At 44.1% G+C, this 14,942-nt stretch carries 14 protein-coding genes and 1 pseudogene; 6 read left to right on the plus strand and 9 right to left on the minus strand.

Going from position 1 to position 14,942, the window contains the following annotated elements; all coding sequences use genetic code 11:
* From V7Q33_RS05915 to V7Q33_RS05925, 3 genes and pseudogenes are all read right to left on the minus strand, one after another.
* Nucleotides 1-386 (minus strand): annotated as a pseudogene (locus tag V7Q33_RS05915) (sialate O-acetylesterase); the annotation flags it as partial.
* A 127-nt stretch (nucleotides 387-513) separates the two neighbouring features.
* Nucleotides 514-996: a YkgJ family cysteine cluster protein gene (locus V7Q33_RS05920; RefSeq protein WP_331979699.1), complete on the minus strand. Its 483-nt coding sequence runs from the start codon at nucleotides 994-996 to the stop codon at nucleotides 514-516.
* A gap of 9 nt (nucleotides 997-1,005) precedes the next feature.
* Nucleotides 1,006-1,143, minus strand: coding sequence for a hypothetical protein (locus V7Q33_RS05925; RefSeq protein WP_333819213.1), 138 nt, complete (start codon nucleotides 1,141-1,143; stop codon nucleotides 1,006-1,008).
* Nucleotides 1,144-1,261: 118 nt separating this feature from the next.
* On the opposite strand from V7Q33_RS05925, the gene V7Q33_RS05930 reads away from it, so the two are divergent.
* The 3 genes from V7Q33_RS05930 to V7Q33_RS05940 all read left to right on the plus strand — a co-directional run bounded on the left by V7Q33_RS05930 (nucleotide 1,262) and on the right by V7Q33_RS05940 (nucleotide 4,086).
* The gene (locus V7Q33_RS05930) at nucleotides 1,262-1,846 is read left to right on the plus strand and encodes a Crp/Fnr family transcriptional regulator (RefSeq protein ID WP_331979700.1); all 585 of its coding nucleotides are present in this window, start codon (nucleotides 1,262-1,264) and stop codon (nucleotides 1,844-1,846) included.
* Nucleotides 1,847-2,175: 329 nt separating this feature from the next.
* Nucleotides 2,176-2,712 (plus strand): YceI family protein, encoded by a 537-nt coding sequence (locus V7Q33_RS05935; RefSeq protein ID WP_333819215.1) that lies wholly within the window; start codon nucleotides 2,176-2,178, stop codon nucleotides 2,710-2,712.
* Between the two features lie 165 nt (nucleotides 2,713-2,877).
* A complete protein-coding gene (locus tag V7Q33_RS05940; RefSeq protein WP_333819217.1) occupies nucleotides 2,878-4,086 on the plus strand; it encodes a DUF1624 domain-containing protein in 1,209 nt (402 codons plus the stop codon).
* 68 nt (nucleotides 4,087-4,154) lie between these two features.
* On the opposite strand, the gene argS is transcribed toward V7Q33_RS05940, so the two are convergent.
* The 5 genes from argS to V7Q33_RS05965 form a co-directional block, all read right to left on the minus strand.
* Nucleotides 4,155-5,942 carry an arginine--tRNA ligase gene (gene argS, locus V7Q33_RS05945; protein WP_333819219.1) on the minus strand — a complete coding sequence of 596 codons (1,788 nt, stop codon included), beginning with the start codon at nucleotides 5,940-5,942 and terminating at the stop codon, nucleotides 4,155-4,157.
* Nucleotides 5,943-6,026: 84 nt separating this feature from the next.
* Entirely contained in the window at nucleotides 6,027-7,004 is a 978-nt protein-coding gene (locus V7Q33_RS05950) for a deoxyhypusine synthase family protein (protein WP_331978426.1), read from the minus strand.
* A 108-nt stretch (nucleotides 7,005-7,112) separates the two neighbouring features.
* Nucleotides 7,113-7,529 (minus strand): type II toxin-antitoxin system VapC family toxin, encoded by a 417-nt coding sequence (locus tag V7Q33_RS05955; protein WP_333819222.1) that lies wholly within the window; start codon nucleotides 7,527-7,529, stop codon nucleotides 7,113-7,115.
* A complete protein-coding gene (locus tag V7Q33_RS05960; RefSeq protein ID WP_331978430.1) occupies nucleotides 7,526-7,783 on the minus strand; it encodes a DUF6364 family protein in 258 nt (85 codons plus the stop codon). The genes V7Q33_RS05955 and V7Q33_RS05960 overlap by 4 nt, the downstream gene beginning before the upstream one ends.
* A gap of 18 nt (nucleotides 7,784-7,801) precedes the next feature.
* Nucleotides 7,802-8,764: an arginase gene (locus V7Q33_RS05965; protein ID WP_331978432.1), complete on the minus strand. Its 963-nt coding sequence runs from the start codon at nucleotides 8,762-8,764 to the stop codon at nucleotides 7,802-7,804.
* A gap of 357 nt (nucleotides 8,765-9,121) precedes the next feature.
* Between V7Q33_RS05965 and V7Q33_RS05970 the strand changes: the two genes are divergently transcribed.
* Both V7Q33_RS05970 and V7Q33_RS05975 read left to right on the plus strand, forming a co-directional pair.
* Nucleotides 9,122-10,513, plus strand: coding sequence for an arginine decarboxylase (locus V7Q33_RS05970; RefSeq protein ID WP_331978434.1), 1,392 nt, complete (start codon nucleotides 9,122-9,124; stop codon nucleotides 10,511-10,513).
* Nucleotides 10,514-10,600: 87 nt separating this feature from the next.
* The gene (locus V7Q33_RS05975; protein ID WP_331978436.1) at nucleotides 10,601-11,470 is read left to right on the plus strand and encodes a TonB family protein; all 870 of its coding nucleotides are present in this window, start codon (nucleotides 10,601-10,603) and stop codon (nucleotides 11,468-11,470) included.
* A 59-nt stretch (nucleotides 11,471-11,529) separates the two neighbouring features.
* Here V7Q33_RS05975 and V7Q33_RS05980 read toward each other — a convergent pair whose 3' ends face one another.
* Nucleotides 11,530-12,372, minus strand: a complete 843-nt coding sequence (locus tag V7Q33_RS05980; protein WP_333819227.1) for a DUF4412 domain-containing protein — start codon at nucleotides 12,370-12,372, stop codon at nucleotides 11,530-11,532.
* 378 nt (nucleotides 12,373-12,750) lie between these two features.
* On the opposite strand from V7Q33_RS05980, the gene V7Q33_RS05985 reads away from it, so the two are divergent.
* Nucleotides 12,751-14,880 carry an elongation factor G gene (locus tag V7Q33_RS05985; protein WP_331978440.1) on the plus strand — a complete coding sequence of 710 codons (2,130 nt, stop codon included), beginning with the start codon at nucleotides 12,751-12,753 and terminating at the stop codon, nucleotides 14,878-14,880.
* Nucleotides 14,881-14,942 lie beyond the last annotated feature (62 nt).

Below are 14,942 nucleotides of genomic sequence, written 5' to 3' on the forward strand. Positions count from 1 at the left end.
GCCAGCTTGCCATCTCCGGCAGCTTCCATGGACCACTCCATATTAGACTGGCCGGAGCAAAGCCATACTTCGCCGATCATCACATCCTGCAAAATGCGTTGTTCTCCCCACGAATTTTTGATTGTTATTGTGTAAGGGCCACCGGCTGGGGGAGTATATAACGTTGTGCTCCAATACGTGGTGTTATCCGATTTTGTTTTGATGGTGGTAGTATCCCAGCTTACATGAATAACAATATCCTGCGATGGATGCGACCATCCCCAGATGGGTACAGGCGATTGCTGTTGTAATATCATGTGATCATCAAACAGCGAAGGAAGCCTGAGCTGAGCTTCAGCCGATGCGATACAGGCGAGGCTAAACAGGAATACAAAAATCCTTTTCATAATTTACAATTGGGTTTTTATGAGATGGTATGACTATATCTTGCTCCGGTCATAAACCACCAGTGATATTGGGTTGGTTCAAAGTCCGAAAGTATTTAAAAGTCACCAGAAGCTAAACGAAAAAAAATCAGAAAACTTTTTTAAGACGCTCCACCATTTCCAATACAGCGGGGCATACCAGTGTATTCTTGTGCGTAAGGTCCATGATCTGCACCATTTTTTTACGATCGGTGTGAGGATATTCGCGGCAGGCTTTGGGGCGATCTTCGTATACCATGCAGTAGTTGTCGGTATCGAGAAACGGGCAAGGTGAAGATTTTAGTACATAATCTTTGTCTTCGTCAATGCGCAGGTATTTTTCAATGAAATCACCCGGCTTCATGCGCAGCGATTTCGCCACGCGCTCAATATCCGTCTGGTAAAAAATAGGACTCGTGGTTTTGCAGCAGTTGGCACAAGTAAGGCAATCCATCTCCTCGAATACTTCTTCGTGTAGCTCGTGAAATACATCGTCTACTTTTCGTGCATCCTTCTTCTTCAGACTCTGCAGAAATTTCTTGTTGTCTTTATCACGCTGCTGAGCCTGTAGCCTGAATTGCTGTAAGTCCATGCTGCAAAATTAAACAGTAGCATGGGTTATAGCAGCAGGAAACGCAAGATTAAAGTTTTCTTCCGCCAGCCTGAATTTTGCGTTCAGGCCATATACATCTCCGGGCGAGCAGCGTGTATAGATCAGCTCTCGGCGAGATACTTTCACTTTCCGATCGCCATTCATCTCTGCAAGTATAAAAAGTACGTTACCTTACACGAACAAATGTGCGAATGTTTTCAAGAATAAGCCGAAGTTCCAATGAACGGTGTATTTTTACAGATACATGGTTGCAGCATCCCTCATTAACAGTATCAAACAACATGTATCTCTCCAGGAGGAGGAAGAAAAAGCGATCACGTCTATACTGCTGCCACACTTTGTGAAGCAGGGAGACTTCGCCGAAAAAAGCGGAGAGATAAGTCGTTATATGATCTATGTGCGGTCGGGCTGTCTTATGACATACTTTACAGACAAAGATGCAGTGGATCATGTGATCCAGTTTGCAACGGCCGGCTGGTGGACGGGCGATCTGCACAGTATCACCAAGGGAGAGCCTTCTATTTATGCCACACGTGCATTAGCCGATACTGAAATTATTCTGTTGCCAAAAAACAGCGTTGATGATATGCTTGATAAGTGGCCACGCCTGGAACGTTACTTCCGGCTGCTATATCAAAATGCTTTGTTAACACATCAGCATCGCATCATTCAAAGCTATTCGGCAGCCGCCGATGAACGCTATCTTTACTTTCGGGAAAAGTACCCGTCACTGGAGCAATATGTACCACTGAAATATATAGCATCCTACCTGGGCATCACTCCAGAGTTTCTGAGTAAGATACGAAGGAAGCTGATGGAGCATAAGTAAGACTGTTACAGGTTATCCGTTATTCGTAAGAGTCTGTTGACGTTAATTGTAATGGATAACGATCTGTGTAATTCTGTGAGGTCTGTGGGAAATAAAAATATCGAACAAGGAATATCGATTAACGAATGATGAAGTAGTTACATGTTATCTGTGACCTGGAAGCGTCTGTTAACGAATAACCTGTAACCGATAACGGTCTAATAGCTCGTAACTCAAAGCTATTTCTTAATCTTGTTCAAGAGACATTTCATTCTTTCTTAACCTAGTTCAACGTGGTGAAAAGGGTTGGTGGCATACTTTTGTATCATCAACTTAAAACAGAAACATATATGGCAACAGCAACTCAAACAAAATGGGCCATTGATCCTACCCATAGCGAAGTACAATTCAAAGTAAAGCACCTCGTAATCTCTACAGTAACAGGATCGTTCAAGAAATTCTCAGGCGAAGTAGTAAGCGATGGCGATGATTTCAATAACGCTACGACAACACTGAACATTGACGTTGACAGTATCGATACCAACCAGGCTGATCGCGATGGTCACCTGAAGAGTGATGATTTCTTTTCTGCAGCGCAACATAAGACAATCACCTTCAATGGCAAATTAACCAAAAGCGGTGGTGACTATAAATTAACCGGCGATCTTACCATTCGTGGTGTAAGCAAGCCGGTTACATTGGATGTTGAGTTCGGTGGTGTGGTGAAAGATCCTTGGGGAAATATCAAAGCCGGTTTTGAGCTGAACGGAAAGATTAACCGTAAAGATTTCGGATTGGCCTGGAGCGCATTGACAGAAGCTGGTGGTATGGTAGTAGGAGATGATGTGAAGCTTAACATGAACATAGAGCTGGCGAAAGTGGCGTAAGGATATACTATGTTCACGTCAGGAAGAAAGCTGCCTTCGGTAGCTTTTTTTATTTATCACCGGAGTATGTGATGGAAACTTATTGCCGCGGCTGGAGCGATGTTTACAGATGAACCCGTATCTTGCAGATAACGTATATAAACGTTACTCCTACACCCCACTGTTATGACTACCACCACTGTAAACGGAGTGCTTACGGAAAAACCGCGGGTAACTTCGATCGATGTGCTGCGAGGCGTTATCATGATCATCATGGCGCTCGATCACACACGCGATTTCTTTCATGCAGATGCAAACCTGTTCGCACCAACCGATCTCACCAAGACAAGTCCTGTATTATTCTTTACCCGGTGGATCACGCATTTCTGTGCGCCTACTTTTGTATTGCTCTCGGGTGTAGCGGCTCGCATTACGCTGCAACGCAAAACAAAAAAGGAACTGGCCATCTTCCTGTTAACTCGCGGGTTGTGGCTTGTCTTTATTGAAGTAACGGTATTGCGCTTTGCCCTGCTCTTCAATCTTTACTATGACTTTATTATTCTTCAGGTAATCTGGGTACTCGGTGCTTCGATGGTAGTGCTGTCGGCACTGGTATATTTGCCCGAAGTGGTTATTGGTATATTGGGACTCGCAATCATATTCGGGCACAATGTATTTGATGCCTTTCCGCTGAAGCCTGAAGATACCGGTTATGCTGTATGGGCTGTGTTGAATCAAACCGGGTTTATTCAACTGGATAGTAAACATGCTGTGCTGGCATTCTATCCATTGTTCCCGTGGCTCGGCATTATGCTGCTGGGATATAGTATAGGAAAGTGGTATACAAAAGATGTAGATGGCGCTGTGCGAAGAAAGCGACTGTTGGCAGTAGGAATAACTTCTATTGTGTTGTTTATAGTGTTGAGGCTCACCAACGGCTATGGTGATCCGGATCATTGGAGCACACAGAAGAATACAATATTTACGCTGATGAGTTTTATAAACTGCACCAAGTATCCCGTATCATTACTCTATACATTCATGACCTTAGGACCGGTGTTTATTCTTTTGTGGTGGCTGGATAATAAAGATTTTCCGTGGCTTAAACCTGCGCTCGTTTTTGGGCGTGTGCCGTTCTTCTACTATGTGCTACATTTCTATTTACTTCATACGCTATCGCTAATCTCCTATATGATCGGTAGTGGTAAATCGCTGGGCGAAGTAGACTTTCATTTCGGTAATAATAGCTTTGGGGGTATACCGTATGGATTCGGTTACTCATTGGGAGCAACGTATGCCGTTTGGATCGGGCTGGTCATTTTTCTATACCCAGTCTGCCGCTGGTACAATCGCTACAAGAGTACGCACAGCTACGGGTGGCTGAGTTATTTGTAGAAATGATTGAAAGATTAGGTTCCAGATCCCTGGATTTTTAATCTTCCAATTTTCTAATGTTAACCCCACTACATCCGCTCCGGTACTTCTATACCCAGTAACTTCATTGAACGCTTGATGACATTTGCTACCGCATACGAGAATGCGATTCTGAATTTTAGTTTGGCCTGGTTCTCTTCGTTAAAGATCGGAATGCTCTGATAGAACTGATTGTAAGCTTTTGCTACTTCAAATGCATAGTTTGCAAGGATGGAGGGCGAGTAATCTTTCGCAGCATCCTTCAGTTTGTTTTCGAAAGCGCTGATCAGGCTGAGACCTTCGCGCTCGGCTGGCTCCAGCGATGTTATACCTTTCAGATCACTCGCATTTACTTGTATATTCAAACTCTCTGCTTTGCGCAGAATCGCTTTGATACGAGCATGTGTATATTGAATAAATGGTCCGGTGAAGCCTTGTAACTGGATGGATTCATTCGGATCGAACAACATTCTTTTCTTCGGATCAACTTTCAACAGGAAGAACTTGAGTGCGCCCATACCAATCATTTCAAAGAGCTTCTGTGCATCTTCTTCACTCACGCCTTCCAGTTTGCCAAGCTCGCGCGTTTGCTTCTCGGCTTCTTCATGCATCTCCTGCATCAGGTCGTCTGCATCTACTACGGTGCCTTCGCGTGATTTCATTTTACCGGTAGGAAGGTCTACCATGCCATACGACAAATGGAAGCAGCGCTTGGCCCAATCATAGCCGAGCTTGCTCAATATGAGGAACAATACCTTGAAGTGATATTCCTGCTCATTGCCCACAGTATATACTTGTCCGGAGATGCGTGGAAAATCCTTGAAGCGAAGTATAGCCGTGCCTATGTCCTGCGTCATATATACTGAAGTGCCATCGGCACGGAGCAGTACTTTCTGATCCAGTCCATCTGAAGTGAGATCAACCCATACAGAGCCGTCTTCTTTTTTGAAGAATATACCTTTCTCCAATCCCTGCATCACAATTTCTTTACCCAGCAGGTATGTGTCCGACTCGTAGTATAATTTTTCGAAGTCAACGCCCATGCGTTTGTAGGTAGCACCGAAGCCTTCGTATACCCAGCCGTTCATGGTTTTCCACAATGCTATAGTTTCAGCATCTTTTTGTTCCCAGAGGCGCAGCATCTCAGAAGCGAGTTGTATGATGGGTGCTTGCTTGCCGGCTTCTTCTTCGCTGAGGCCGTTTGCCATCAGTTCGGCAATCTGCGATTTATAGGTCTTGTCAAAGATCACATAATATTTACCCACCAGGTGATCGCCCTTTATACCGCTGCTCTGCGGTGTCTCTCCATGGCCAAAGAGTTTCCACGCTGCCATCGATTTACAGATGTGTATACCACGATCGTTGATGATCTGTACTTTGTGTACCTTATATCCGTTTGCTTTGTAGATTTCGCTTACGCTATATCCCAAAAAGTTATTGCGTAAGTGTCCCAGGTGCAAAGGCTTGTTTGTATTCGGTGACGAATACTCGATCATGATCTCTTGTCCGTTATCCGGTAACTGACCGTAGTTTGGATTGGAAGCGATGCTGTGCAATACTTCAACCCACACACTGTCGCTAAGTGATAAGTTTAGAAAACCTTTCACAACATTATACTGTCTGACGATGCCGGAATTTTGAAGCAGATATTCGCCTACAAGCTTTGCCGTTTCTTCGGGCCCCTTGCGCGATACCTTGGTTAGCGGGAAACACACTAGTGTATGTGAGCCTTCAAACTCGGCATTGGTAGGTTGTATCTGCAGGTTGTCAACAGATTGATTGAATACTGCCGTAACAGCTTTCTGAATTTCGGAACGAAGTAACAGATCAAGATTCATAGTGAACAGACGTAAGACAAAAGTAGCAAGACATGAGACGCTGTGTCTTTATGCCTTGCTACGTGTATTTGGTTTATAAATTTCTTACCACTCGAGTATATATGCGAAGATCAGCGGTGCTACAATAGTAGCGTCTGACTCCACGATATATTTAGGAGTATCGATGCTGAGTTTACCCCAGGTAATCTTTTCGTTTGGTACAGCGCCGGAATAAGAGCCATAGCTGGTAGTAGAGTCGCTGATCTGGCAGAAGTAACTCCAGAACGGAACGTTATCACGCTCCAGATCCTGGTGTAACATTGGAACAACACAGATCGGGAAATCGCCCGCTATACCACCACCAATCTGGAAGAAGCCGATACCTTCTGTACCAGAGTTTTGTGTATACCAATCAGCCAACCACACCATATACTCAATACCAGACTTCATGGTAGATGCTTTCAATTCGCCCGTTACACAGTAAGAAGCGAAGATGTTACCCATCGTAGAGTCTTCCCATCCCGGAACCACCATGGGCAGATTTTTCTCTGCAGCAGCAATCATCCAGGAGTTCTTCGGATCGATCTCGTAATATTGTTTCAGGTCGCCACTGTTGAGGAGGCGGAACATAAATTCATGCGGGAAGAGGCGCTCGCCTTTATCTTCAGCATCTTTCCACACCTGGAAGAGGTGCTTCTGCAATCTTCGGAAAGCTTCTTCTTCAGGAATACAGGTATCGGTTACGCGGTTCAGATGGTTCTCCAAGAGGTTCCACTCTTGTTCAGGCGTAAGATCGCGATAGTTAGGAATGCGCTTGTAGTGTGAGTGAGCCACCAGGTTCATGATATCTTCTTCAAGGTTGGCACCGGTACAGGAAATGATATGTACTTTGTTCTGGCGGATCATCTCTGCGAAGCTGATGCCCAGCTCGCCCGTACTCATGGCACCGGCTAATGTCACCATCATTTTCTTGCCTTCGGCAAGATGCTTTTTATATCCTTTGGCAGCATCTACCAATGCCGCAGCATTGAAGTGCAGGTAGTGTTTCTCAATGAAGGAGGAAATCGGTCTGTTTTGGCTCATGGCTGTTTTATTTCGAATTTCTGGGGGCGAAATTAAGAAAATCGCAGAAGTTCGTTGATTTTTTTATTGTGAGAAGGAAACAGTCAGCCTTCAGCTCAGCATCTGGCACTAGACCCTTAGCGTCTTAAGATAAGCCTCCGGAGTCATCACCTGGATCTTCGCGGTCTTGTAATCGCGGAGATTCCGCGTCAATATTAACTTCATGTGATGGTCTAAAGCCGTGAAATATTGAATGCCGTCTTCGAAGTCTTTAAAATCGGAGTGGAGAGAGCGATCAATGATTGAATCACCTACCGGCAGCACGCTTACTATCTTCTTGAATTCTATAAGCGTGTCCTTAGTCTTTGCGTCTTTAAATTCCTGGCGCAGGATGTAATACACATTAGCAAATATGACAGATGACACAAAGATTTTAATCTTATTTGTATAAGCTAATTCAAAAATGTCTGAAGAATGTTGGTAAAAAGGTTCGCGGATTAATAACAAGTCAAGGCAAACATCGCTGTCAACGAAAATGAAATTCATTTATACTTTTTAATAAGGTAACGGGTGTATTCTTTCTTATGATCCCAGTGTTTGTTTTTTGCCGGGAGAGAGATTTTTTTAAGAAATGCTGCGGCTTCTTCTTTTTTATCCGATTTTTCAGGTTCCTGCTTGGCGGTAATTTTATCTATATACTTCTCCACGAGCTTGGAAAGGCTTGTTCTCTTTTTACGAGCATAAGCCTTTCCTTTCTCGATGGTTTTTTTTTCAAGTGTTAATGTCAGTTTCGATTCCATTGCCTTAATATACAAACTTTACTCGGCTAGCACGGGCCGGTCTACAATCGATTTTGCCGTTGCCTCCAATATTTCAAAAGCGCTCTCGGCCATTCTGTTTTCTGTATCGAGTGTAGGGTTTACTTCTACAATTTCCCAGGCGCATACTTTTGGATCTTTGGCGAGTTCAACATTCAGTGTCTTGGCTTCTTCAACAGTAAGGCCGTTGGGTACCGGTGTTCCCGTGCCGGTAGAAACGCGGCTGTCAATGCTGTCCACATCAAATGAAACATAAATCATGTCACAATGGTCCAGCATTTCCAGCGCTTTTCTGGCGATGGTTACAGGACCCAGTTTCTTAACATCTTCTGTTTCAATGAAGTTTACATTGTATTTGTTGAGAAGATAGTTCTCCGGTTTCTCAAGATCGCGTACCGCAATGTATACAATGTCTTCCGGGTATATCTTGGGGCCGGGCATGCCCACGTTCTTCAGTTGCTCCCAGTATTCAAGCGTCTCACCACGCGGGTCGTTTACCTTGCATTCAAAGTTATCGAGACCGCAGGCCATTGCCAGGGCCATGCCATGCATGTTACCCGAAGGTGTAGTAAACGGTGTGTGGATATCGGCATGTGCATCGATCCAGATTACACCGAGTCGTGCTTTGGGATGTGCCTTTTTAATGCCGGCAATTGTTCCGTATGCAGTGCTGTGGTCGCCTGCCATAATGAGGGGAAAGAACTCATCAAAGATGGTTTCATAGACTTCCAGGCAAACGCGTTCTTCCATGATCAGCACACCGTCTATAAACTTGGCATAGGAGTGCTTGGCACCATCAAACAGCAATTCGTTTACATTCTCTACTTCAACTGATTCGTATTGTTTAAAAAAGTCGGAGTTAAGGTCTAAGCTGGCAATCTTCATGGCTTCTACGCCCAGGCTTGCACCGCGGGTTCCGGCACCGATTTCGGACTTCACTTCAATGATCTTTAGCTCTTTCACGGCAAATAATATTAAGGTTTTATGAATGAATGGTTAATCAGAAATAACAGAAATCCCTTCACGCCCGCCTTTAGAAGTCGGGTAATCCGGGCGCCTTTGGAAGCGCGATCGAGAAAAACGAACAAGGGAAATGATTAACCATGCGTTCTGTCTGAGTTATTGCAAAGATGGCAAATTTATCCCAATATTGCACCCTTTGTTGGAGGACGTAAAGTCGTTAACCGTTGTTGGTAAGTCTGTGTGTGCCGGGTTTGTGTAGGGAATTAAAAAATAGATCACATGGCAGTAACACAAAGTTGTTTAACGATACGCGTTTAACTACCAAAATCATTTAACAATTAACGGATAACGGTATACATGAAGAGCTACCGCGAGCTGATTGAACAGACCTTCGAGTTTCCTCAAAAAGAATTTAAGGTCCGCGACCACGAATTGCTGTTTAACGATGTTCCCCTGATGGACATCATTAAGCAATATGGAACCCCCCTGAAACTAACATACCTTCCGCGCATAAGCGAAAACATCCGATCGGTACAAGCGATCTTTAACAACGCGCTGGAGAAATTCAAATACAACGGCAAATACACCTATTGCTATTGTACCAAGTCATCGCACTTTTCTTTTGTACTGGAAGAAGCGCTGAAAAATGAAGATGTGCACATGGAAACATCTTCTGCGTTTGATATTCCGATCGTGCGTGCACTGTATGCCAAAGGAAAGATTACCAAAGACACATACGTACTGTGCAACGGTTTTAAAATGCCGCTGTACACCCGCTATATTTCAGAATTGCTCAACGATGGTTTCCACAATTGCATTCCGATTCTGGATGAGATGGGCGAATTCGAGGAATATGAGAAGAATGTAAAGGGATCGTATCGTGTAGGAATACGCGTAGCAGCAGATGAAGAGCCGAAGTTCGAGTTCTATACTTCCCGCCTAGGCATCCGCTATAGCGATATTATACCTTTCTATAAAGACAACATTGAAAAGAGCAGCAAGGCATCGCTCAAGATGCTGCACTTCTTTATCAATACCGGTATTAAAGATACGGCCTATTACTGGAGTGAGCTAAGCCGCTTCGTCTTCAAATATTGTGAGATGAAGAAGATTTGTCCTACGCTGGATTCTATTGACATTGGCGGTGGTTTCCCGATCAAGACTTCGCTTACTTTCCACTATGACTATAAATACATGATCGAGCAGATCGTGGAAAATATCAAGTGGATATGCGATAAGAACAACGTGCCGGTGCCGAATATCTTTACCGAATTTGGCAGCTATACCGTAGGTGAAAGTGGGGCGGTGCTCTACAATGTAATTGACCAGAAACTGCAGAACGATAAAGAGCTGTGGTATATGATCGATGGCTCGTTCATTACACACTTGCCGGATGCATGGGGATTGAATCAGAAATATGTATTGCTGGCCTGCAACAAGTGGGATGATCCCTATCACAAGGTAAATATGGGTGGTCTTACCTGCGACAGCATGGATTACTATAACTCCGAAGCACATACCGGCGAAGTGTTCCTGCCGATGATCAACGATGAAGAGCCGCTATATATTGGCTTCTTCCATACAGGCGCTTACCAGGAATCGCTGGGAGGTTATGGAGGTATTCAACACTGCCTGGTACCTGCTCCTAAACACGTATTGATCGATCGCAATGAAGATGGAGAGATAACCACACGCCTCTTTGCCGAAGAGCAAACGAGCGAAAGCATGTTGAAGGTGTTGGGATATTAATACCTTTTGAGAAATATTGTGATGGTGATCCGGCGCGAAACCGGATCGCCATTTTTTATAAATATATACCTGCGTCTATCTACCTGTATGAGAACTTATCTTATTCAATTCTTTTTTGTTTTCACTTCATTTACAACGCTGGCTCAAACCAGCGAGCGTATAACTGAATATTTTGATAAAGACTGGAAAACAGTTTCCGATAAACACCTGGCCTCTTATTACCGGACAATAGAATACAGGGATGACGTGATCATGCTACGTGATTATTTTATATCGGGTAAAATTCAAATGGTTGCAGAATGTGTTGAGGTTGATCCTAAGCCAATTTTTGATGGAAAGGTAACCTGGTATTATGAAAGTGGCGGAATAAAATCAGAAGGAACTTACAAAGAAAATGAGAAGGTAGGAACGTATAAAACCTACTATGAGAATGGCTCGCTTGAAATGGAAGAAATGCATTTTCGGAAGAAAGAAGCCAAGAGCAAGTATATACATTTCTTCTCGCCATCTGGTGTAGAGTTACTCCCGAATGGGAAAGGAGTTATACAGACCAGTACTAACAAAGATGGTAATTCCTATAATGAGGTGGAGGATTCGGTGCTGGTAGCGTCTTTCACCGTAAGTAAGATTACAAATGATACGACTTTTGGTGTAACCGAGAATATGGCCGAGTATAAAGGCGGCTTGAATGGGTTAGCGGGTTATTTGCAAGGTGCAGTAAAGTATCCCAGCCAAGCGCGTAGAGCGGGAACACAGGGAACTGTGTACGTCTGCTTTATAGTTGACAAGCAGGGGGCTGTAAAAGATAGCTATGTAATAAAAGGTATAAGCCCGGAATGCGATGCAGAGGCACTCAGAGTGGTGTCGGCAATGGAAAACTGGATACCAGCCAGGCACAAAAGCATTCCAGTCAAATCGCGATTTGTACTGCCTATAAAATTTAAGATCGGAAGGTAAAGACATAAACAGAAGCCGGATATTGATAGTATCCGGCTTCTGTTTTTTGAAAGTATCAATCAATACTTCCCGCCAAATCCTAACGCTACTTCTTTAAAGTCTGAAGGGATAGTGAAATCAGATGCCGGTAATGATTGCTTGTTGATCTCTTTTACTTCCATTACCATGTTTCCTTGCGGCATGTACATTTCCACTTTCAGAGGAACACCATCAATCTTATCGAAGTATATGCGCTGGTTGCTGCTCATGCGCTGGTTCGCCATGCTCTTCATGTCCCAGTCTTTTATTTCCGTAGTAGACCAAAGAATCTGATGCAGCGTGTGGCCTTCCGATGTATAGTCAACCGTATATTTTGTGCAGGTATAGCCGAGTATCTTGGCCGTTTCTGATGTCTTGGTAACTTTTACATCTGCGTTTTGCTTCGACTGTTGCTGTTGCTCTGTGTTGTTGGGTAGCACTGAATATGTTTTGTCTTTGCGGTCAATCTTGTACGATTGATTTTTGTCTTTCAGGTATAGTATTTCCATGTTGGCCATCATGCCGCCTTCCATCTGCATCAGCGTATTGCTGTCTTTTATTTTTACTATCATGCCCTTGGGCATCATGGCCGACATATCGCCACTCTGCATCATTTTCATGGCGCTCTCCATCTGTGCTTTAAGCTGAGGGTTGGAATCCATCATGGCTTTGAACTGCGGATCGTTCATCTTAGCTTCCATCTCTTTCATCTTAGCCTGATTGGCAGGATCATTCATTTTTTTCTGCGCATCTTCCATTTGTGCTTTCATCTTCGGATCGGTGATCGTCATTGTAAAGCTCCACTTGATAATGCCTTGAAAGGATTGCGCCCGACTCTGCATTATCAACACAAGCAAGGCGAAGGTGAAGAATAGTTTTTTCATGGTGTTCGTTACAGGTTAATCGTTATTAGTTAGCCGTTAATCGCTATCCGTTATCGTCATCATTACTTCAAGTCAGGTGGAAACAGCTGACTTCATACATGTAACGATTAATGGATAACGGATAATGGACAACAGCAATCAATTTAGAAAGAATCTCTTAATCTCCGCATTTGCCTACATCAAAGTGTGGCGGTAACTATTGCTCCGTTATGCTTTTACCTTTGGTGTTTTTGCCTTAACTTCCATTAAGCTTTCCTTCCTTTTTGTTTCAACAATAAAAACTGCCGCCTATGAAAACTTCATGGGACCTGCTGTCACCAGGCGTGACCAATCAACGGCCATCCTTATTTTCATTCCTCCACCTTAAATGCTACAGCCATGATGAAAGTTTATGACAACAAGCACCTCAAGAACATTGTTCTGCTGGGGGCGCCCAAGGCCGGCAAGACCATGCTGGCCGAAGATATGCTCTACGAAGCCGGTATTGTGCACCGGCGGGGCTCTATTGAGGGGAAAAATACAGTTTCTGATTACCATGAGATTGAACAGGAACGTGGCAACTCAGTGTTTGCATCTACACTACACACAGAATGGCACGACTATAAAATCAACATCATCGATACGCCCGGTTTCGATGACTTTATAGGAGAGATCATCTCATCGGTGCGTGTGGCAGATACCTGTGTGATGATTGTGAATGCCCAACATGGCGTGGAAGTAGGTACGGAGCTTATCTGGAACTATGTCGATCAGTTTCAGAAACCAACAATTTTTGCAATAAACCAGATCGATCACCCCAAAGCTGATTTTGATACCGCGCTACATTCTCTGCGCGAGCGCTTTGGCAATGCCGTAACACAAATGCAATACCCGGTAAACCAGGGCGAGGGTTTTAACGCTATTATCGACTTGCTGCGAATGGTAATGTATAAATTTCCACCGGAAGGAGGGAAGCCACAGAAACTTCCTATACCGGATAATGAAAAAGAAAAAGCAAATGCCTTGCACAATGCATTGGTAGAGAAAGCTGCGGAGAACGATGAACAACTCATGGAGAAATACTTCGCCAAGGGCACGCTTGATGAAGATGAGATGCGCGAAGGATTAAAACTCGGCATGATCCATCACGATGTATTTCCCGTGTTTGTGATGTCGGCTAAACGCAACATGGGCAGTGGCAGGATGATGGGTTTTATTGATAACGTAGCACCCGCCCCCTGCGAAGCTATACCAGAAAAAACAGTGGATGGTAAAGAGGTAAAATATGATCCTGCCGCACCCGCAGTGCTGTTTGTGTTTAAATCGCATATCGAGCCTAACCTCGGCAAGCTTACCTTCTTTAAAGTTATTTCAGGAGAAGTAACAACATCGTCTGAATTGATCAACAGCCAGACCGGAGCTTCAGAACGCATTCATCAGCTCTTTATCATGGATGGTAAATCCAGAACGCCTGTCGATCGGTTGATTGCGGGAGATATAGGCGCTACGCTGAAATTAAAAGATACCTTCACCAATCAGACGCTGCATGCAAAAGGATTTGATGTCACGATCAACCCGATAGAATTTCCGGAACCACGCATTCGTACAGCGGTGATTGCATTGAGCAAAAACGATGATGAAAAAATAGGAGAAGTATTACAGAAGATACACCAGGAAGATCCCACCATTGAGGTAGCATATTCCAGGGAGTTGCGGCAATTGATCATCTCGGGCCAGGGAGAATTACACCTGGCTGTATGTAAATGGTTTTTGGAAAATGTATATAAACTTCATGTGAACTTTGAAAGTCCGCGCATATCGTATCGTGAAACCATACGCAAGGCGGCCACAGCCAGCTACCGTCATAAAAAACAATCGGGCGGTGCCGGGCAATTTGGTGAAGTGCATTTGAAGGTAGAACCCTTTATCGAAGGTATGCCAGATCCTGCGGAATATAGTGTGCGTGGTAAAGAGGTGATCGATCTTGAATGGGGCGGTAAACTTGTATTCTATAATTGCATTGTGGGTGGCGTGATCGATGCGCGATTTATACCTTCGATATTGAAAGGAGTGATGGAAAAAATGGAAGAAGGTCCCATCACCGGTTCGTACGTGCGCGATGTACGCGTGATGGTATACGATGGAAAAATGCACCCGGTTGACTCCAACGATATATCATTCAAGATCGCAGGTATGATGGCCTTTCGCGAAGCATTTCTGAAAGCAGAACCGCAGCTGCTGGAGCCTATATACGATGTAGAGGTAATGCTGCCCGAAGAAGTGATGGGCGAAGTAATGGGCGATCTGCAAACACGAAGAGCACTCATTATGGGAATGGATAACCGGGGCAATTACCAGGTAATAAAAGCCAGAGTACCTTTGGCAGAGCTGGATAAATATTCCACAGCGTTGCGCTCACTTTCGCAGGGGCGAGCCAGGTTTACACAACGTTTCTCAGATTTTGTACCCGTATCGTTCGAACTGCAACAAAAACTTGCCAAGTCGCTGCAGGTACTCGAAGAAGTTTAGTCTCATGCGTATCAAGTACCGAACCGGTATATATACTATATTGAGCCGTAATAATTTTTAAA

The organism is Ohtaekwangia sp., assembly GCF_036786105.1.
Lineage (GTDB): Bacteria > Bacteroidota > Bacteroidia > Cytophagales > Cyclobacteriaceae > Ohtaekwangia.